Here is an 18,142-nt window from a genome sequence, read left to right as displayed (position 1 = left end):
GTCGGCTATCGACAGTGAAGGCGACCCACGCGAGTGTTCGACGCTGATGTGACCGCGGAGGCGTGGCATATCGCCCGTCGTCCTAGGGACGACCGATTCGAGAGGACGGCGAGTTCCGACACCACCCGGAGGACGCCACCCCGTGACACGCCCGCCACTCGACGTTCGACCCGGCAGCCGATGCGTCCTTCACTAGACGAACCGGTACTGGCGCTCGCCCATCGGCCCCCAACCGTCGAAGACGAACTCCGATGAAGGCGTGGTGAATCGAGTTCGCGGAACGTCCTTGTCGTAGTTGTGGACGTCGTGAATCGCTTCGTACTCTTCGAAGGAGAGATCGTGCCGGTCCGCGATCTGATCGTCGATAGTCAACTGCCGGATTTCGTTCTGCCATCCGTCCATCACGGTCTCGGCGTGCATCTCCGCCTGTGCGCCGCTCCCGTACGAACCGACGAGCAGGTGGTCCCCAGCGAGGTCCTTCCCGGCCGAGTACGCGTCGAGGAGTGCGCTTACGCGGGCGATGTGAACCGAGCCGGTGTACCAGTTGCCCACCTTCCGCGAGAGCGCGAGGGTCGGTTCGATGCGGTCTGCGTACCACCCCTCGTACTCGTCCGTCTGCCGTAGATCGTCCATGTAGTCGCGGATGGCCGCCTCGTACGCATCCCGGTCGTCGAACTCCGTCTCGCGGGGCTGGAGACCGATGTCGTCAGCGAGATGTTCCTCCATCGGCGTCCCGCGGACAGTGTGCCGAAAGCCGAGCAACGCCACCTTCCGGACCATCCCCGGGAACGGCGTGTGGAAGGGAATGTACGCGAAGTCCGTCGGGTGGACGGACGACGTCTGCGTCTCGAACTGCTGACCGGCCTCAAGCATGCGGTCGAGGTACACCTGTATCGACCGCTTGCCGTCGACGCTCGGGAACTGCTGGTTGGGCTTCAGGAAGTCCGTCTCGTCCGCGCTCCCGTACCCTTGCTCGGGTGAGAGCGCCACCAAGGACGGGTCCTCGTCGACGAGCATCGCGATGGCGCCCGCACCCTGGGTCGCCTCGCCGGCGTCGCCGCGCGCGTACAGCGCCGTGTCCGTCGCCACGACCAGTGCGGCCCGTCCGCGGTTCCGGCCCGCACGGATCCAGTTGTACGCGTCGTTGAGGCTCTGGGTGCCCGCGATGCACGCGAACTTCCGCTCGCCCTTGTTCGCGTGATGGAAATCCCCGTCGTACACCTGCTCCAGACATCCCGCGATGTACGTGGAGACCGGCTTCGAGTTGTCGAAACTCGACTCCGTCGCCACGTCGATCCGACCGACGTCCTCGGGCGCCAATTCCTTCCGGTCCATGAGTCGCTGGGCGGCGTTCGCACCCATGGTCACGATGTCTTCGTACGCGTCCGGGAGAGAGCTAGCGTGCAGTCCGAGTCCCTTCGCGTACTTCTCGGGGTCGTCTCCCTTCTCGTCGGCGAAGGTCGTCGTGAGGTCGAGTTCGAGGTTTCCACTCCAGATCTCGACTGCATCAATACCGATGGAGGACATGAATCAGCAATTCATATGCTGAATTAAATACTTTTTCCTGTCTATGCCGTTTCCGTCTCCTGAGAAAGACATATAGACTTCCAATCATGTGAGAGCCACACTTTCCAAATACCGTTGACATTTCGGCCGCTGGATGGTGGCGACGACCCAGACGGTGCAGTTTCACTTTCACTCCGCCACCGGCAATTTAAATACCATCACGCGCGAAGGTCGATGCGTCTCCCACGAAACACACGCGGAGACAGGAACCCACAATGAGCGATCTGCGAGACCACGCCGAAGACATACACGAACAGTTCTCGGACCACATCGAAATCAGCGTCGACGACGTCGAGGAGCGCCTCAGCACGCTCGTCGACGAGTACAAGGTGCCCGTCGACGAGGCGCGGCGCTCCGTCACGAGTCACTACCTCGACGAAGCCGGCATGGAGCGCGACGCGCTCGGTGGCGGCAGCGGCTCGAACGACCACGTCCAGGTCGCCGACGTCGAGGAGGACGAACAGTGGATCGACGTCACCGCGAAGGTCGTCGACCTCTGGGACCCCCGGAGCGACGCCGTCGCCCAGGTCGGCCTGCTCGGCGACGAGTCCGGCACCATCAAGTTCACCGCGTTCGCGTCCAGCGACCTCCCGAAGCTCGAAGAGGGCGCAGTGTACGCGCTCGGGAACCTCGTCACCGACGAGTACGAGGGCAACTACTCGGTGAAACTGAACCGCACCACGACCATCGAGGAACTCGACGAGGACATCGAGGTCGGCGACGACTCGACGACCGTCGAGGGCGCGCTCGTCGCGATGCAGTCCGGTTCCGGGCTCATCAAGCGCTGCCCCGAGGAGGACTGCACGCGCGTCCTCCAGAACGGCCGCTGCAGCGAGCACGGCGAGGTCGAAGGCGAGTTCGACCTCCGCATCAAGGGCGTCGTCGACGACGGCATCGACGCGCACGAGGTCATCTTCGACAAGGAGACGACCGAAGCCATCACCGGCATCTCGCTGGAGGAAGCGAAGGACATGGCGATGGACGCGCTCGACACGACCGTCGTCGCCGACGAGATCCGCGACCTCGTCATCGGCACGTACTACCGCGTGACCGGCCCGACGTTCGGGCGGTACGTGCTCGCCGACGACGTCGAACAGTGCAGCGAGCCGGTCGATGCGACCGCGGCGCTGGAACGAGCGAGGTCGATGTGACATGAGTCAGGCACCCACTCGCGAAGTCGCAAAGCGCGTCTTCGCACGCGAGTTCAACGACGCAACGTTCACCTTCAAGGAGTCCGACGACGAGCGGGCACCGAACTTCGCGCTGCTCCCCACGGGGGACCGCGCGAACCGCGTGTTCGTCGTCGGCACCCTGACGGAGACCGAGGACATCGGTGACGAATCCGAGTACTGGCGTGGTCGCGTGGTCGGTCCGACGGGGACCTTCTTCGTGTACGCCGGGCAGTACCAGCCGGACGCGACCGCGTTCCTCCGGGACGCCGAGGCACCGGAGTACGTCGCGGTCGTCGGGAAGCCGTCGACGTTCGAGACGGACGACGGCACGGTGAACGTCTCGCTGCGACCGGAGTCCATCTCGGCGAGCGACGAGAACGCGCGCGAGCGCTGGATCGTCGAGACCGCCGAGCGGACGCTCGACCGCATCGAGGCGTTCGAGGACGAGACCAACGAGTACGCGGAGATGGCGCGCGACGAGTACGATACCGCCGTGGAGACGTACCGCCGCGAGGCCGCCGCGGCGCTCGACTCCATCGTCGCGGACGACGCCGACGAGGCCGAGCCGGAAGCGGCGCCCTGACCGCGGGGCGTTCACCCCGCTACGGCGTCGACCGCCCACAGCGTCGATGAGTAGCCGCGTCGACGTCCGCCGCGTCGGCCAGCGACCACGTCGATATTCGTCGTCGCCCTCGTCCGTGCGAGCGTCTGACAAATACTTAAGTGCGTGAGTGCGATAGTACGCGTCTAGGATGGGGAACAAGAACAAGACGATCTCCTTCCGCGTGAACGAGGACGCGTTCGAGACGCTCCAGGAGATCGCCGAGGAACGAGACATCTCGCTGTCGGCGGTGTTCCGCGACTACGTCGACATGCTGGTCGCGCACGACGGCCAGGTCGCGGTGATGCCCGAACACGAGATCAGCGATGAGGACACCGACGAGGAGGAGTGGCCGCCGAAGGTGAAAGTCCCGAAGAGCTTCGTGCGCGAGCACGAACGCCTGGAACTGGAAGCCGATCACCTCCGCGACCAGCTCGACGAGTACAAGCAGTACGTCACGAAACTCCGCGAGGAGGTCGACGACGACCCCGGCGAGGACGTCATCCACCTCGAGGATCTCGACGGGAGCGAGACCGAGGACGAGGACGAGGATACCCCGTACGTCGGCTGAGTCGACGTCGCTTCGACGGTCGCTACCCGGAGAGGTTTCGTTTCGCGGACCGCATGCGGTCTCTCGCTTCTTGTCGGCCGTCGACGTCGGCGAGTTCCTCGGCGGCTTCGAGCGTGCGGACGCTCTGGTCGAGGAACGAGAGGATGTCGCCTTCGTACGCGTAGAGCATGTAGTCGTCGCTCATGACGTCGACGATGGCGCTCGGACCGAGGCCTTGGGCGCGGAGTTCGAGGAGGTACCGCATGAACTTCCGCTCGGGGTGCCCGCAGTAGGGGTTGTTGTCGCACGCGCAGTCGAGGAAGTCCGTCGCGAAGTCGAGGACGCGGTCGCGGGTCGCTTCGTCGAGTTTCTCGAGCCCACCGCCCTGGAAGAGGATGTCGAGCGTCGCGCCTTTGAACGCTCCTTTGGGGATGTTCGTGTCCAGCTGCGAGGAGAGCTGGCGGTGGTTCTTGACGTAGATCTTGTCCGTGATGGCCACTGCTGGGAGGAGGGTACTCGGTGTACGAGCAAAAGTCGTTCGTATTCGCGCTAGCAGGCCGCACGCGACCGCTCGCAGGTGTCGGAACCACGCGCTGCCACCCCGGGTAGCCGCGTGGACCCCACGAGAACGCGGGTGGTCGCTCGCTCCAGCCGCCCATCCCGATAGCGACCCCTCGACTGGGGTGGGTGGCGCGCGGGCCGTCGCCGCGCCGCCAAGCGGCGGCGCGAGCGGCGACCGCGTGCGAGGGACGACGAGCGAAGCGAGGAGTCGGATGGGGAGGACGTGGCTGCGGGGCGGTGGCGAGTGGCGGGCGTCGAGGAGTCCGATTCCGCCACCGTCGACCGGCGCGACGGGTATGCGACCGACCGACGCAGCCGCATCGAGTCGTAACGTATATCCATCACAGCCACCGTATCATCGAATGCAACGTGTCCGGGGTAGGGTAGTGGACTATCCTTCAGCCTTGTGGAGGCTGAGACGCGGGTTCGATTCTCGCCCCTGGACCTTCTCCGAACGACTCCGCGAACAGCCACCGCCGTGCGCGGCCGCTGTGAGCACTCCGAGTGAGTACGTTCGACCGTGGTTCGAATCGACGTGGCTCTCGGGGGTAGCGTCGTGGTGTCCAGAAGCGGTTTGTGTCTGTACACCGAGGCGTCCGGTATGGCGCTCGACGACAACGACCACGCGGTGCTGCACGACGTGGTGGAGATGGGCGAGGTGCAGGATACGGAGTACGTGGATTCGCCGATTGACGGCGAACCGTCGCGGCTGTACGTGCTGTTCGACTCGGACGTGGACGTGCTGTCGGCTGACTTCCAGCAGTGGATGGTCGAGAGGAACGTGGCGGCGATGAACGTCGGGTTCGAGTCCGACGCCGTCCTCGACCAGTTGTTCGTGGAACTGCAAGACGTGGAGGAACTGATTTGACCAGCATACGGCGGCCCCCAGGCCGCCGTTTCTCCGGTCGGACGCTCTCGAACTGGTGTAACGAGCGTACGGCGCGCTCCAGCGCGCCGTTTCTGTGGTGACGCGTCGACACCGCGTGTTTTTCCCTGCTGGGCGTGCTCGGGAGGTGTATGAGCGATAGCGAGGACGCGGAGGGCGGGCCGATGCAGGTGTCGGACCCGAGCTATCATAGCGTGAATCACACGGCTGCGCAGACGTGTGGGTGGACGAAGAACGCGCTTGAGGGCGAGGGGAAGTGCTACAAGTACGCGTTCTACGGGATCGAGTCGCATCGGTGTATGCAGATGACGCCGGTGGTGAAGTGCAACGAGCGGTGCGTGTTCTGTTGGCGCGATCATGCCGGGCACGCGTACGAGTTGGGGGACGTGGAGTGGGACGATCCGGCGGCGGTCGCGGATGCGACGGTGGAGCTCCAGCGGAAGCTCCTGTCGGGGTACGGTGGGAACGAGAACGTGCCGCGGGAGGTGTTCGAGCAGGCGATGGAGCCGCGTCACGTCGCGATCAGTCTGGACGGCGAGCCGACGCTGTATCCCTACTTGCCGGAGCTCATCGACGAGTTCCACGAGCGGTCGATTACGACGTTCCTCGTCTCGAACGGGACGAAGCCGGAGATGTTGGCGCGCTGTGAGCCGACGCAGTTGTACGTGAGCGTGGACGCGCCGGAGCGGGCGACGTTCGATTCGACGGTGAAGGCGGTGGACGACGACGCGTGGGAGCGCCTCGTCGACACGATGGACGTCCTCGCGCGGAAGGACGAGACGCGGACGGTGCTGCGGACGACGCTCGTGAACGGCGAGAACATGCATAGTCCGGACTGGTACGCCGCGTTCTATCGGCGCGCGAACCCGGACTTCGTGGAGCTGAAGGCGTACATGCACGTCGGACACTCCAGGGGCCGCCTCGACCGGTCGGCGATGCCGGACCACGAGGACGTGCTCGCGTTCACGGAGGACGTGCAGGCGCACATGCCCGAGCACGACCACCTCGCGGACGTCCCGCAGTCCCGGGTCGCGCTGCTCGCGCGCGACTCGGATACGTGGGTGCCGAAGCTCCGGAAGGATAGCGACTTCTGGACCGACGACCCCCTCGCGGACGCCTGACCTGCTCGAGAGTCGTTCAAGGGTCTCGCACGCGACTCGCCGCATCCAGGGAGCCGCCCGTCAGTCGGTGGCGTCCTCGTCGACCGGCGGAACGTCCCCGGGCGGTTCGGCGGCCCCGCGGTCGACGGTGACCCGGACCTTCTGGATGCGAGTGTTCTCCACCTGTTCGGCTCGCATCGTCACGTTCTCGTAGTCGAACGCCTCGCCCTGCTCGACGAGGCGACCCGCGCGGTTGAACAGGAACCCAGCGATGGTCTCGAACTCCTCGCCCTCCGGCAGGACGATGTCGAGCGCCTCGTTGACCGCGTCGATGTTCACCGAACCGTTCGCCACGACCGTGTCGTCGTCGACGAGCTCTATCGGGTGGTCCTCGTCGCCGACGAGTATCTCACCGACGATCTCCTCGGTCATGTCCTCCATGGTGATGAGGCCCTCGGTGGCGCCGAACTCGTCGATGACGATGACCATGTGCATGCGGTTCTCGCGCATCTCCGTGAGGAGGTCGTCCACGTTCTTGGACTCGGGGACGTGCAGCGTCGGGTTGACGACGTCCGCGACCGCGAGGTCGCCGAAGTCGTCGTACTTCGAGCCGTCGAGCTCGCGAACGTCGAAGACGCCGACGACGTTGTCGAGCGAGTTGTCGTACGCCGGCAGGCGGGCGTGGCCCGACCGGATGCACTGCTCGATACCCTCCTCGACGGTCGCGTCGGTGGAGATGGCCGCCATGTCGAGGCGGGGCGTCATCACCTCCTTGGCGGTGGCGTCGGTGAACCGGAGGGTGCGCTGGAGCATCTGGCGTTCCTCCTCGTCGAGGATGCCCTCGCGCTCGCCGGTCTTTATCATGTTCTGTATCTCGTCGCGCGTGACGTAGGAGGACTCGATGGACGAGTCACCGCCGGTTATCTTGTTCACGACGCTGGTCAGGTAGTAGAACAGCGTGATGAGCGGCCACAGGACTTTCCCGACGAACTTCAGGGGCGGCGCGACGGTTCGCGCCCACGAGTCGGTGTTCTCGACCGCGTAGGACTTCGGTGCGCTCTCGCCGAACAGCAGCACCATCGACGTGATGCCGAACGACGACACGAGGACCGCCGCACCCGGGTCGAAGTAGAACTGGACGATGGTCGTCGAGATGGAGGACATCGTGATGTTCACCATGTTGTTCCCGACGAGTATCGTCACGAGCAGGCGATGCGGGTCCTCCTTCAGCGACTGGACGGTGCGCGCGCCACGCTTGCCCTGCTCGACCATCGCGTCGATCTGGTGGGTCGGCAGGGAGAACAGCGCGATCTCGGACGAGGAGAAGAACCCCGAGCCCATGAGGAGCAGAAGGATGAGGAAGCCGCCGACGATGGTGAGGCCCGTCTGTCCGAGTTCGATGCCGACGAACGGGACGGTGTACTGTGAGGCGCTTGCCGCGGCCGGTGCTGCGAGCATGGATGTCCCCATCGTCGTCACGTTTCCGGCATGGAAAACTAACTCTTGCGCAACGGGACGAGTAGTCCGGCACTTACACTCGCATCTGACGCCCGATACATGGACGAATGTTCGATAATATTCGTAGAATCCAGCTGTTCGGACAGCGCCTCTAAGTCGTTCGGGCGTTCGTCGCCGGGGTCACACGGGCCGACGGCCGTCGAACCCGGTCAGTCCTCGGTGGCGTTCGCGGAGCCGTCCCGTTCGGCGGCGACCGCCGGGTGCGCGTCGCCGTGGGCGCGCGGGACGACGGCGACGACGGTACTGGCGTCGTCCTCGAACCGGAGGTCGCCGTCGAACGCGTCCAGGAGCCACGTCGCGATCCAGAGCCCGAGTCCGCTGCCGTGTTCGAGCTGGGTGATGTCGCGGTCGCCGGTGACGAGTTCGCGCTCGAACTCGGGGATGCCGGGCCCGCCGTCGCCGACGCGTATCTCGACGGTCGTGTCCGTGGTGGCGACGGAGACGGCGACGTCGCCGCCGCCGTGCTCGAACGCGTTCTCGACGAGGTTCTTGACGACGATCTCGAGGCGATAGTCGGCGATCACGGTCGCCGGCTCGGCGTCGAACGCGACCTCGCGGTCGGCGCGTCCGCTCGTCGCGTCCGCGATCGCGTTCCGGACGTGCGAGACGACGTCGACGAGTCTCGGGTCGGGCGTCCCCTCGAGTGCGCGTTCGAGTTCGCGGGCCTTGTCGCTGAGTGCGACGACCTCGTCGACCGCGTCCCGGATCCGGTCCGCGTACTCCTCGGCGTCGCTGTTCGCGGCGAGCTGGTCGACGTACCCGGAGACGAGCGTCATCTCCGTCCGGAGGTTGTGCCTGAGGATGGTGTTGAGGACCTGGAGGCGGCGTTCGCGCTCGTGCTGGGGCGTGATGTCCGTGTAGATACCGTACCCGCGGTGGACGTCGCCGTCGAGGTACGAGATACCCCGGAAGAGGAAGTGCCGCGTCCCCTGACTCGTCTGGCGGACGATCTCGCTGGAGACGACGGTCGCGTCCCCGGGTTCGACGTCGAGGGTGCTGGCGTCGAGCCGCCCGGCTTCCTCGCTGCGGTCCTCGGGGACGATGAAGTCGTTGATGCATTCGCCGGCGAGTTCGCGCTCGTCGTACCCGAAGACGTCTTCGAACGCCGGGTTGACGCGTTCGACGAGCGGTTCCCCGTCGACGAACCGGTTCTCGACGACGGGGTCGGGGAGGGACTCGAACAGCTGGCGGAATCGAGCGTTCTCGGTCTCGAGGCGAGCGCGCGTCTCCGTGAGGTCGCTGATGTCGTGGACGACGCCGACGGTGGCGTCCTCGTCGTCCGCGGGGAGGGCGGTCACGTCGACGCGGACGGGGAACGGTCGGGGTGCCTGGAGGACGGTCTCGAGCGTGGTCTCGCCGTCGGCGTCCGCGCGACTGTCGGCGAGCGCCGCGTCGACGGTGTCCGTTCCCGCGTCGAGGATCGCGCCGAGATGCGTTCCTTCGAGGAGTTTCCGGGGGACGTCGACGGCGGCCGCGAGCGGCGAGCTGAGGAACACGAACCGGCCGGCGTCGTCGAGCACGAACACCATGTCCTGGACGTTCTCGAGCACGGTCTCGTAGCGTTCGAGGACCTGCTTGCGTTCGGCGTCGGTGAACGCGACGGTGGCGTTCGTGACGAGTATCTCGGTGAGTCGGCGTTCGGTCTCGGTGACGGGGCGTTCGTCGAAGCGGGAGGCGACGGTGAGGACGCCGTGGTCGCCGATGGGGTAGTAGCGGGCGGCGGTCAGCGGGCCGATGGCGTCGTCGCCCTCGACGTCGCGTTCGAGGACCTCGCCGCGTTCGAACGTCCGGCCGGGGCCGCCCTCGCCGACGTCGTACGTGGGGCGGTCGGGGAGGTCCGCGTCGAGTTCGTCCGTGCTCGCCGCGACCGGGAGCGTGTCCGTCTCGGGGTCGTGGAGGCGGAAGGCGACGTAGTCGTAGCCGAGGATGTCCTGCGTGGCGTCGACGACGGCGTTCGCGATGGCGTCGGGGTCGGTCTCCGCGAAGAGGTTCCGCATCGTGTCGAGGAGGTCCGTCAGTTGCTGTTCCCGGTGCTTGCGGTCGCTGACGTCCCTGAAGAAGACGGACACGCCGTCCGGGGCGGGGTACGCCGACACCTCGAGCCAGACGTCGAGCGGGCCGTAGTACTCCTCGAACACGACCGGGGTCTGTTCGGTCATCGCGCGTTCGTAGTGCTCGCGGAACCGCGCGGCGTCCGCGTCGTCGTACAGGTCCCAGACGAGTTCGCCGACGAGCGCGTCCGGGTCGGCGTCGAGGAGCGCGCCGGCGCGCTGGTTGACGTACGTGAACGTCCAGTCGTCGTCGAGCGCGAAGAACGCGTCGTCGATGCGTTCGACGAGGCGCTCGTAGCGTTCGCGCGTGGCCTCGAGGTCGTTGCGGTGCCGGCGGCGTTCGAGTTCGTGCTCGCAGAGTTCGACGGTGAACTCGACGAACGTCCGGTCGGCGTCGTCGAACGAGTCGGTGCGGGCGGTGTCGCCAGCGAAGCAGAGGCTCCCGTAGCGTTCGCCGTCGAGTTCGACGGTCCCGCCGACGTAGCAGCCGAGACCGAAGCGGTTGTGTGGGGCGCTGTCGGGGAGTTCGGCCTCGGCGTCGGCCAGCGGGAGGAAGCCGTCGTCGGTCGCGGCGGTGTACTGGCAGTAGGATTCGGGGAGGGGCGCGACCGCGTCGGTCTGGAGGTCGGGGTGGTTCCCGATGCCGGTCGTGACGTGCTGCTGGTCGCCGGCGAACCTGGTGAGGAAGCCGTACGGGAGGTCGAGGCGTTCGCAGCCGACGTCGAGGAGGCGTTCGACGACGGTCTCGAAGTCGTCCGCCGGTTCGGAGACGGCGTCGTGGAGCCGGCGATACCACGCCTGGTCGGCGGTCGGGCGTCTGTCGAGGTGGTCGGCGATGCGCGCCGCGAGGTCGTCGTCGTGCGTGCAGTAGGCGGTGGCGCCGTGCGCGCTTGCGGCGCTCGCGAACTCGCCGTCGGGGTCGGGCGTCCGGGCGATGACGGGGGCGTCGGTGGCGTTCGCGACGGCGTCGAGGACGTCGAGCTGCCACGCGTCGCGGGTGGCGTCGTGGACGACCACGTCGACGTCGACGGCGTCGAGGACGTCGAGCGCGGACGCCGCGTCGGTCGCGTGCTGGACGTCGTACGCCGCGCTCTCGAGGGCCGTCTCGTGCTCGTCTGTCGCTGCGTGGAGGACGTTTACTGTCGTCGATTGCACCGTCTGTCACCCGACCCAGGCGGCGTGACGGGTGCCTGTGTCGTTGGGTCTACTGACGCGCCGACGGTATTAAACGCTCTTGCCAACGGCGGGACGGTCTGGGGCTGACCGACGCGTTTAAGCGCCCGTCGGACAAACTATCAACTCGACCCTCGTTCCTGCGGTCGCGTCACGCTCCCGTGACAGTGCATAACAGATTCGAGACGCATACCGTATTCGTTATGCTTATCCGGGGTGGGTTCGAACCACCGTTCATGCAAGAGACCACGTCCGACGTCGGGCACGACGAGGTCGCCGTCGCCAAACGCCTCGCGATGGACGGCGCCATCACCGGCGAGGTCAAGACGACCTGCACGGCCCTCGCCGAGGACCTCGACGCGTCCACGCAGACCGCCTCGCGGCGCCTGCAGCGCCTCGAGACGGCGGGGTGGGTGACCCGCGAGACCGTCAGCGACGGTCAGTGGGTCGCGCTCACCGACGCGGGCGAACGCGGCCTCCGCGGCGAGTACGAGGACTACCGCAGCATCTTCGAAGGCCACAGCACGATCGCGCTCGACGGCCGCGTCACGAGCGGGATGGGCGAAGGCCGCCACTACATCACCCTCCCCGGGTACATGGCGCAGTTCGAGGACCGCCTCGGCTACGAGCCGTTCCCCGGGACGCTGAACGTCGACCTCACCGAGGCGAGCGTCCGCCGTCGCCGCGCGCTCGACGCGATGGAGCCCGTCCCGATCGACGGCTGGGAGGACGACGACCGCACGTACGGCCCCGCGGTCTGCTATCCGGCGACCGTCGAGACCGGCGACGGCGACGTCTACGAGGACGTCCACACCATCGCGCCCGAGCGAACGCACCACGACGACGACCAGCTGGAGCTCATCGCCCCCGAGAAGCTCCGGGACGTCCTCGCGCTCGCGGACGACGATCACGTCACCGTCACCGTGGAGGGCACGGGATGACCCACACCGACCACGCGACGCCGAGCGCGGAGGACGCCGGCGACGACGCCGCTGCCGGCGACGCGGACGCGACCGCGACCGACGACGCGAGTGGCGCCGTCGACGCGGCCGTCGCGGCGTTCGCGCGCGGCGACCCGGTCTGCATCCACGACGCCGCCGACCGCGAGGGCGAGACCGACATCGTCTATCCAGCGAGCGGCGTCGACAGCGACGCGGTCCGCCGGATGCGCAACGACGCCGGCGGCCTCGTCTGCGTCGCGCTCGCCGACGACGTCGCCGCCGCGTACGACCTGCCGTTCGCGCAGGACGTCATCGACCACGACCTCGCCGCCGACCACGACCTCGCGTACGACGAACGCTCGTCGTTCTCGCTCACCGTGAACCACGTCGACACCTTCACCGGCATCACCGACGACGACCGCGCGCTCACCATCTCCCGGCTCGGCGACGCCGCCGCGAGCGCCCGCGCCGGCGACGCCACCGCGTTCGACTTCGCCGGCGAGTTCCGCGCCCCCGGCCACGTCCACCTCCTCCGCGCCGCCCCCGACCTCACCGTCCAACGCGAAGGCCACACCGAACTCGCGCTCGAACTCGCCGACGCCGCCGACGTCGCCCCCGCCGCCGTCGTCTGCGAGATGCTCGACGACGCGACCGGCGGCGCCACCAGCCCCACCGACGCCCGCGCGTACGCCGACCGCGAAGGCATCCCGTACGTCGAAGGCAGCGACCTCGTCGCTCGGTTCCGTTGACATCCTCCCCGCGCTGAAGGGCGAGGATTCCCGAGCGTTGGGATATTAGGGTTTGCAACCCACCTGTTCGCTCGGTGCGAAACGCCCCGAGGTTTGATCGAACAGGTAGGCTACTGGCCGTGCCAAACGACCGTTACTCATATCCCCTGTCGGGGGACTCTGAGTTATCTTTCTCTGAATGTTCACCGCACCGTTCACGTCCGCGTTCATCGTCGCCCCGCACGACTCACAGACGTACAGGCCACGCTCCACACGGTTCGCGTCCCGCTTCCGCCCACAGCACGAACACGTCTTGCTCGTGTCTCGCTCACCCGTTCGGTCAACGAGAATGCCGTGTTCCTCGGCTTTGTATTCGAGCAGGCGAGTGAAGCGGTCGAACTCCCAGCCGTGGAGTTTCTTGTTCCCACTTCGACCCCAATTCCGAGCCTCGCCGTTCGCGTCTTCTCGAATCTCACTCAGATCACCGATGGCGACGCGACCGACCTCGTGGTCGATGCACCGCTCTACGATGTGTTTGGCGAGCGCGTGCAGGAAGTGCGCTTTCCGCCGAGAGACCACAGTTGCGGATGGCGACGACACTGCTGTCGAGACCAGTCAGTTGGAAAGTACGGAGACACGTCAAGAAGAGGAACGGAACGAGTCGTCGCGATCAGCGGACCTCCCTATCAACGTCTCGTCGATTTTCGAGCGTGCCGAGCGACTGCTCGACGCCGAGTTCCGTGAGCCGGCCGTCGGCGTGCGACGGTACTCCGCGCCAACGAACGTCACGGACACGCCACGGTCCGCGTTCGCCGGGCGACTTGGCGTGCCGAATTCGACTGCCGAGAACGAGCTGGCAACCCGCGGCGATAGCGGACCGAACTACCAGATCACGCTCAGTGTCTCGAACCGGTCGACGAGCGAGAAGCTGACGACCGTCCTCGTTCACGAGTACACTCACGCAACCAACGTACAGCGACCGGACTTCGAGAGCGTTCTCAAGCTCGATGGAGCGCAGAAACGAGTCGAGGCCGCGGTCTCGGAGGGGTCGGCGACGTACGTCGCGCAGGAGTACGCTGACCGGTACGGGGACGCGTGGCCGAACCAGGAACGCTTCTGCGAGTCCTACGACGACGGGAGTGCGGCCGCGCGACTGTGGCTCGGCCAGTACTGCGTCGGCGCTCGCTACGTCGACGACCGCATCGACGACCCCGCGAACCTCGCCACTGTCTACCGGAATCCACCGAACACGACCGAGCAGGTGCGGCACGGCTACCTGCCAGACGAGGAGCCGCCGATGTCGATGCCGGTGAACGCGACCACGACCGACTCGTGGGACGTCGTCGAACGACACCGGCAGGGCGAACTCTGGACGTACGCCGTCCTCTCGACGCATCTCGCCGACGCCAGAGCGGACGCGGCCGCGACCGGTTGGGGGAACGACACGCGACTGACGTACCGGAACTTCGACCGCGACGGCTACGTCTGGGTGACGCGATGGGACTCACCGGACGATGCCGACGAGTTCGAGACCGCGATGACCGCCCACGTCGAGAACGCGACCGACGGAGCGACGACGAACGCGAACTTCCGGGTCGTCCGCGTCGACCCGGTGTCGGTCGTCGTCCTGGTCGGTGACGAGGGGTTCGTCGACGGAGCTACTGCGACCGCTACCGACGACGGTGTGGTCGTTCACCCACCGAACGCAACGCACTTCTCCGCGTCCGCGAATCCTGTCGCGTGAACTCGTCCGCGGCCGATGCTCCGTCCGACGCCGTGGCCGCTGCGAGCGAGTTCGCTCGCGACCGCCGCATCCACCTGGTCGTGGCCTGGCACGTTCTCGCGCTCGCGCTCGCACTCGTCGTCGAGCTCGCGTGAGAACAGGGTGTCGGCGTCGCACTCGCTGGACGAGCGCGGCGAGCGGCGCGCTCGGGCGCTACGACCCGCGCGGTGCGACCGGCCGTCCGGCGACGTACACCAGGCCGTCGTCGGCGGGTTCTTCGACCGGTTCGGTCGCCGCACCGCTCACGAACACGTGTTCAACTTCTTCTGAGTTTTCCATCGTTCATTCTCGTGTGTCTCCCGCGTCGAGATAAACCTTCTCAGCGGACACCCAGCCTACTCTCGGACTCACTCCCGAACTCACTCCCCGACTCACGCCCGAACTCACTCGCGAGACCGACAACGGCGCACCGCTGGCACCTCCTCGTTCCATCGCTGGCGACGTTTGCGCGAACCGAAACCGGGTACACTCTTAACCTAGGCAGTCGATTCGTCCCGTATGGCTGGCTTCGACGAGATGGACGTCGACACGATCTGGATGGACGGCGAGTACGTGGACTGGGACGACGCACAGATCCACGTCCTCACGCACGGACTCCACTACGGGACCGGCGTCTTCGAGGGCGCGCGCTGTTACGACACCGAGAAGGGTCCGGCGCTGTTCCGCTGGGAGGAGCACGTCGACCGACTCTACGAGTCCTGCAAGCCGTACGACATGGAGATCGACCACGAGCCCGCGGAGATCACGGAGGCGACGAAGACCCTCATCCGCGAGCAGGAACTCCCGTCGTGCTACGTCCGCCCGATCGCGTTCTACGGCTACGAGAGCCTCGGCGTGTCGCCCGGCGACTGCCCGACGCGGACCGCGATCGCGGTCTGGCCGTGGGGGACGTACCTCGGCGAGAACGCGCTCGAGAACGGTATCGAGGTCATGGTGTCCTCGTGGCGCAAGCACTCCTCGAGCCAGGTCCCGACGAACGCGAAGACCACGGGCCTGTACGTGAACAGTCTCCTCGCGGGCGAGGAGGCGCGCCGGAACGGCTACCGGGAGGCCATCGTCCTGAACAAGGAGGGGAACGTCGCGGAAGGCCCCGGCGAGAACATCTTCATGGTGAACGACGGCGAGCTCTACACGCCCGGACTCTCCGAGAGCATCCTCGACGGCATCACTCGCGACACCGTCATCACGCTCGCCGAGGAGCGCGGCTACACGGTCCACGACAACGTCTCGATCTCGCGCGGCGAACTCAACACCGCCGACGAGCTGTTCTTCACCGGGTCCGCGGCGGAGGTCACGCCTATCCGCCAGGTCGACAACGTCACCATCGGGAACGGCTCGCGCGGCCCCGTCACCGAGGAACTCCAGAAGGCGTACTTCGACCTCGTCGAAGGCCGTACCGACGACCACGAAGAGTGGTTCACGTACGTCGACATGGAGTAACTGACTCCCCGAGTGTACGGCGGCCTCACCGACTCAACGAGCATACGGCGGCCTCCAGGCCGCCGTTTCTGACGGCTGATTGGGTTCGTGCTGTGGGGACGACGCGGCGAGTGGTTGTTTTCCGGACCGAACCGGGCGATTTTTTGTCGTTCGGGTGACGCGTGGGGGCATGGATGGTCGTCGTCTCGCTGTCGTGCTCGTCCTGGTGAGTCTTCCGTTGTTCGCGTTCGCGGTCACCTACCAGCCGGCGGACGAGCGGGTGCATCGGACGTCGGTCCGGCAGGGGCAGCCGGGGGTGGACGCGCCGACGCCGTACTTCGAGGACGTCGCGGATGCGAGAGCGCAGAACTTCACCGTCCGGTACTACGAGAATCTCACGGAGCGCGGCCAGGAGCTCTACGTGAACGCGCTCGAGAATGCCGGGACGTACGCCGTGCCCGTCGGCGAGGGCGCGTCCGATTACGCGTATCCGAGCGACGCCGAGTTGCCCGAGAGCGACGCGGCGGCGTTGCGCGCGTCCACCGTCGTCGTCGTTCGCCCGGAGAACGCGTCGCTCCCGTCAGCCGACGAGGGCAGCCCGGACGTCCGACTGGACATGATGCAGACTCAGACCGCGAGCCCGCCGCTGAGTTCGAGCGCGTACCTTCCGAACTACCTCGCCGCGCTCGCCGGCGTCGTCGCGCTCGCCGTCGCCGGCCACCGCTACCGCCGGGAGAGCCTCGCCGAGCCCGACGTCTCCGTCGACGGCCCGTTCTAGCCGCGAAGGTTCTTCAGGGAGGCCGGGGCGAGAGTCGCCGTGTCTTCCAGCCCGCCGCCGAGCGGACCCGCCAGGCCTCCCGCCGCGAGCGACTGCGAGACGACCGGTCGTGTGACGTCGGACCGCGCGGTCAGTCCAGTCGTGGGCGTCGTGCTCGTCGTCGCGTTGACGGTCGTCCTCGCGAGTGGCGTCGCAGTCGCGTTCGCCGTCGGCGTCGCCCCCCGAGAGCCGGCGCCGAGCGCGCGCGTCGCCCTCAGCGTCGACGCCGGTACCGACGCGCTCGTCCTCGAGCACCGCGGCGGTGACGCGCTCGACGTCGCCAGCCTCCGGGTGGTCGTCACCGTCGACGGCACCCGTCTCCGCCACCAGCCGCCCGTCCCGTTCTTCGCCGCGACCGGGTTCGAGCCCGGCCCGACGGGACCGTTCAACCGCGAGTACGACGGCACGTGGACCGCCGGCACGACCGCGTCGGTCGCGCTCGCGAGCACGAACGACCCCGGGATAGCGCCCGGCGACCGCGTCGTCGTCGCGGTCTACGCGCACGACGCGCTCGTCGCCCGCGCCAGCGCCACCGCTCGCCGGGCGAACGAACGGGAGAACCGCGTCGCTGGCCGGCGCGCTCAGGCGTCGACCTCGACCTCTGACGTCGCCGTCGCGTCCGCGTCAGCGTCGTCGTCGGGGACGCGCGCGACCGTCGTGATGGCGATGTCCGGGTCGTACGACGGCCCCATCAACCGGTGCGTGACGTCCTCGAACCCGGCGTCGTGGAACATCCGGTCAGCCTCGTCCTCGTCGTAGAACAGCATGATGGCGTCCGCGAGCTTCTGGAACACGCCCGACTTCGGGTAGTTCGGGCCGACGACGAGCACCTGCCCGCCGGGCTTGCAGACCCGCCGGAACTCCCGGAGCGTCTCGACGGGGTTCGGCCAGTACTCGATCGAGCCGCTCGACCACACAACGTCGAACGCGTCGTCCTCGAACGGCAAGCGCTCCGCGTCACCGAGGTGGAAGCGCACGTCCCCGTGCTTCCCGAACTTCGCGTACGCCTTCTCCAACTGGTGGGGGCTCTGGTCGAGTCCGACGACCTCGTCGACGACCCCCAGCAGGCCCTCGGTCGCGAACCCCGTCCCGCAGCCGACGTCCAGCACGCGGTCGTCGGGCTCGACGTCGAGCATCCCGATCGCCTCCGTCCGCATCTCCTCGTTCCAGATGAACGGGTTGATCGTGTCGTACACCTTCGAGAGGTACTTGTAGAACAACCGCGCTCGCGCCTTGTCTTCGAGGACTCCCATTGCTCGCGCTTCGGGCGGCGCGA

Annotated in this window: 17 protein-coding genes, 1 tRNA gene and 2 pseudogenes; 13 read left to right on the top strand and 7 right to left on the bottom strand. The window is 67.0% G+C overall.

The annotated features are described in order from the left end of the window. Positions 1-192: 192 nt before the first annotated feature. Positions 193-1,527: a hydroxymethylglutaryl-CoA synthase gene (hmgB, locus tag SM754_RS01460; protein WP_323674439.1), complete on the bottom strand. Its 1,335-nt coding sequence runs from the start codon at positions 1,525-1,527 to the stop codon at positions 193-195. 254 nt (positions 1,528-1,781) lie between these two features. Here hmgB and SM754_RS01455 point away from each other — a divergent pair, with 254 nt between their 5' ends. The 3 genes from SM754_RS01455 to SM754_RS01445 all read left to right on the top strand — a co-directional run bounded on the left by SM754_RS01455 (position 1,782) and on the right by SM754_RS01445 (position 3,910). Then, positions 1,782-2,717: a replication factor A gene (locus SM754_RS01455; RefSeq protein ID WP_323674438.1), complete on the top strand. Its 936-nt coding sequence runs from the start codon at positions 1,782-1,784 to the stop codon at positions 2,715-2,717. Position 2,718: 1 nt separating this feature from the next. Next, complete coding sequence (locus tag SM754_RS01450; RefSeq protein ID WP_323674437.1) at positions 2,719-3,321, top strand: RPA family protein; 603 nt, start codon at positions 2,719-2,721, stop codon at positions 3,319-3,321. A 169-nt stretch (positions 3,322-3,490) separates the two neighbouring features. After that, on the top strand, positions 3,491-3,910 hold the full coding sequence (locus tag SM754_RS01445) for a DUF8146 domain-containing protein (protein WP_323674436.1): 420 nt from the start codon (positions 3,491-3,493) through the stop codon (positions 3,908-3,910). A 22-nt stretch (positions 3,911-3,932) separates the two neighbouring features. On the opposite strand, the gene SM754_RS01440 is transcribed toward SM754_RS01445, so the two are convergent. Beyond that, on the bottom strand, positions 3,933-4,388 hold the full coding sequence (locus SM754_RS01440; protein WP_323674435.1) for a DUF5814 domain-containing protein: 456 nt from the start codon (positions 4,386-4,388) through the stop codon (positions 3,933-3,935). Between the two features lie 434 nt (positions 4,389-4,822). On the opposite strand from SM754_RS01440, the gene SM754_RS01435 reads away from it, so the two are divergent. The 3 genes from SM754_RS01435 (at position 4,823) to twy1 (ending at position 6,457) form a co-directional block, all read left to right on the top strand. Continuing rightward, positions 4,823-4,895 (top strand) — tRNA-His (locus SM754_RS01435). A gap of 156 nt (positions 4,896-5,051) precedes the next feature. Further along, positions 5,052-5,318 (top strand): hypothetical protein, encoded by a 267-nt coding sequence (locus SM754_RS01430; RefSeq protein ID WP_323674434.1) that lies wholly within the window; start codon positions 5,052-5,054, stop codon positions 5,316-5,318. A gap of 149 nt (positions 5,319-5,467) precedes the next feature. Further along, a complete protein-coding gene (gene twy1 / locus SM754_RS01425; RefSeq protein ID WP_323674433.1) occupies positions 5,468-6,457 on the top strand; it encodes a 4-demethylwyosine synthase TYW1 in 990 nt (329 codons plus the stop codon). A 60-nt stretch (positions 6,458-6,517) separates the two neighbouring features. Here the strand turns inward: twy1 and SM754_RS01420 are convergent, their stop codons facing one another. Then, the gene (locus SM754_RS01420; RefSeq protein ID WP_323674432.1) at positions 6,518-7,894 is read right to left on the bottom strand and encodes a hemolysin family protein; all 1,377 of its coding nucleotides are present in this window, start codon (positions 7,892-7,894) and stop codon (positions 6,518-6,520) included. Between the two features lie 209 nt (positions 7,895-8,103). Next, positions 8,104-11,160 (bottom strand): PAS domain S-box protein, encoded by a 3,057-nt coding sequence (locus tag SM754_RS01415; protein ID WP_323674431.1) that lies wholly within the window; start codon positions 11,158-11,160, stop codon positions 8,104-8,106. Positions 11,161-11,414: 254 nt separating this feature from the next. Here SM754_RS01415 and SM754_RS01410 point away from each other — a divergent pair, with 254 nt between their 5' ends. Together SM754_RS01410 and ribB are read left to right on the top strand one after the other, a co-directional pair. Next, on the top strand, positions 11,415-12,119 hold the full coding sequence (locus SM754_RS01410) for a DUF120 domain-containing protein (RefSeq protein WP_323674430.1): 705 nt from the start codon (positions 11,415-11,417) through the stop codon (positions 12,117-12,119). Continuing rightward, on the top strand, positions 12,116-12,868 hold the full coding sequence (ribB, locus tag SM754_RS01405) for a 3,4-dihydroxy-2-butanone-4-phosphate synthase (RefSeq protein ID WP_323674429.1): 753 nt from the start codon (positions 12,116-12,118) through the stop codon (positions 12,866-12,868). Before SM754_RS01410 ends, ribB begins: the two co-directional genes overlap by 4 nt. A 45-nt stretch (positions 12,869-12,913) precedes the next feature. On the opposite strand, the pseudogene SM754_RS01400 reads toward ribB, so the two are convergent. Beyond that, positions 12,914-13,423: pseudogene (locus SM754_RS01400) on the bottom strand (RNA-guided endonuclease InsQ/TnpB family protein); the annotation flags it as partial. Positions 13,424-13,673: 250 nt separating this feature from the next. Here SM754_RS01400 and SM754_RS01395 point away from each other — a divergent pair. Both SM754_RS01395 and SM754_RS01390 read left to right on the top strand, forming a co-directional pair. Then, positions 13,674-14,591 carry a hypothetical protein gene (locus tag SM754_RS01395; protein ID WP_323674428.1) on the top strand — a complete coding sequence of 306 codons (918 nt, stop codon included), beginning with the start codon at positions 13,674-13,676 and terminating at the stop codon, positions 14,589-14,591. Continuing rightward, positions 14,588-14,725 carry a hypothetical protein gene (locus SM754_RS01390; RefSeq protein WP_323674427.1) on the top strand — a complete coding sequence of 46 codons (138 nt, stop codon included), beginning with the start codon at positions 14,588-14,590 and terminating at the stop codon, positions 14,723-14,725. Before SM754_RS01395 ends, SM754_RS01390 begins: the two co-directional genes overlap by 4 nt. Before the next feature lie 58 nt (positions 14,726-14,783). On the opposite strand, the gene SM754_RS01385 is transcribed toward SM754_RS01390, so the two are convergent. After that, the gene (locus tag SM754_RS01385; RefSeq protein ID WP_323674426.1) at positions 14,784-14,909 is read right to left on the bottom strand and encodes a hypothetical protein; all 126 of its coding nucleotides are present in this window, start codon (positions 14,907-14,909) and stop codon (positions 14,784-14,786) included. Positions 14,910-15,128: 219 nt separating this feature from the next. Between SM754_RS01385 and SM754_RS01380 the strand changes: the two genes are divergently transcribed. From SM754_RS01380 to SM754_RS01370, 3 genes and pseudogenes are all read left to right on the top strand, one after another. After that, positions 15,129-16,070, top strand: coding sequence for a branched-chain amino acid transaminase (locus tag SM754_RS01380; protein ID WP_323674425.1), 942 nt, complete (start codon positions 15,129-15,131; stop codon positions 16,068-16,070). A 169-nt stretch (positions 16,071-16,239) separates the two neighbouring features. Next, positions 16,240-16,827: a hypothetical protein gene (locus SM754_RS01375; protein ID WP_323674424.1), complete on the top strand. Its 588-nt coding sequence runs from the start codon at positions 16,240-16,242 to the stop codon at positions 16,825-16,827. Positions 16,828-16,866: 39 nt separating this feature from the next. Beyond that, positions 16,867-17,064: pseudogene (locus SM754_RS01370) on the top strand (type IV pilin domain-containing protein); the annotation flags it as partial. A 383-nt stretch (positions 17,065-17,447) separates the two neighbouring features. On the opposite strand, the gene SM754_RS01365 reads toward SM754_RS01370, so the two are convergent. After that, entirely contained in the window at positions 17,448-18,119 is a 672-nt protein-coding gene (locus tag SM754_RS01365; RefSeq protein WP_323674423.1) for a methyltransferase domain-containing protein, read from the bottom strand. Positions 18,120-18,142: the final 23 nt, after the last annotated feature.

This window comes from Halorubellus amylolyticus (assembly GCF_034808145.1).
In the GTDB taxonomy this organism is placed as follows: Archaea; Halobacteriota; Halobacteria; order Halobacteriales; family Natrialbaceae; genus Halorubellus.
This window is presented reverse-complemented; position numbering and strand designations above follow the sequence as displayed.

What these genes read in the sequence shown, in the direction of transcription:
- hmgB (WP_323674439.1), bottom strand. Translation starts at nt 1,527, where the DNA reads ATGTCCTCCATCGGTATTGATGCAGTCGAGATCTGGAGTGGAAACCTC.
- SM754_RS01455 (WP_323674438.1), top strand. Translation starts at nt 1,782, where the DNA reads ATGAGCGATCTGCGAGACCACGCCGAAGACATACACGAACAGTTCTCG.
- SM754_RS01450 (WP_323674437.1), top strand. Translation starts at nt 2,719, where the DNA reads ATGAGTCAGGCACCCACTCGCGAAGTCGCAAAGCGCGTCTTCGCACGC.
- SM754_RS01445 (WP_323674436.1), top strand. Translation starts at nt 3,491, where the DNA reads ATGGGGAACAAGAACAAGACGATCTCCTTCCGCGTGAACGAGGACGCG.
- SM754_RS01430 (WP_323674434.1), top strand. Translation starts at nt 5,052, where the DNA reads ATGGCGCTCGACGACAACGACCACGCGGTGCTGCACGACGTGGTGGAG.
- twy1 (WP_323674433.1), top strand. Translation starts at nt 5,468, where the DNA reads ATGAGCGATAGCGAGGACGCGGAGGGCGGGCCGATGCAGGTGTCGGAC.
- SM754_RS01420 (WP_323674432.1), bottom strand. Translation starts at nt 7,894, where the DNA reads ATGCTCGCAGCACCGGCCGCGGCAAGCGCCTCACAGTACACCGTCCCG.
- SM754_RS01410 (WP_323674430.1), top strand. Translation starts at nt 11,415, where the DNA reads ATGCAAGAGACCACGTCCGACGTCGGGCACGACGAGGTCGCCGTCGCC.
- ribB (WP_323674429.1), top strand. Translation starts at nt 12,116, where the DNA reads ATGACCCACACCGACCACGCGACGCCGAGCGCGGAGGACGCCGGCGAC.
- SM754_RS01385 (WP_323674426.1), bottom strand. Translation starts at nt 14,909, where the DNA reads ATGGAAAACTCAGAAGAAGTTGAACACGTGTTCGTGAGCGGTGCGGCG.
- SM754_RS01380 (WP_323674425.1), top strand. Translation starts at nt 15,129, where the DNA reads ATGGCTGGCTTCGACGAGATGGACGTCGACACGATCTGGATGGACGGC.
- SM754_RS01375 (WP_323674424.1), top strand. Translation starts at nt 16,240, where the DNA reads ATGGATGGTCGTCGTCTCGCTGTCGTGCTCGTCCTGGTGAGTCTTCCG.
- SM754_RS01365 (WP_323674423.1), bottom strand. Translation starts at nt 18,119, where the DNA reads ATGGGAGTCCTCGAAGACAAGGCGCGAGCGCGGTTGTTCTACAAGTAC.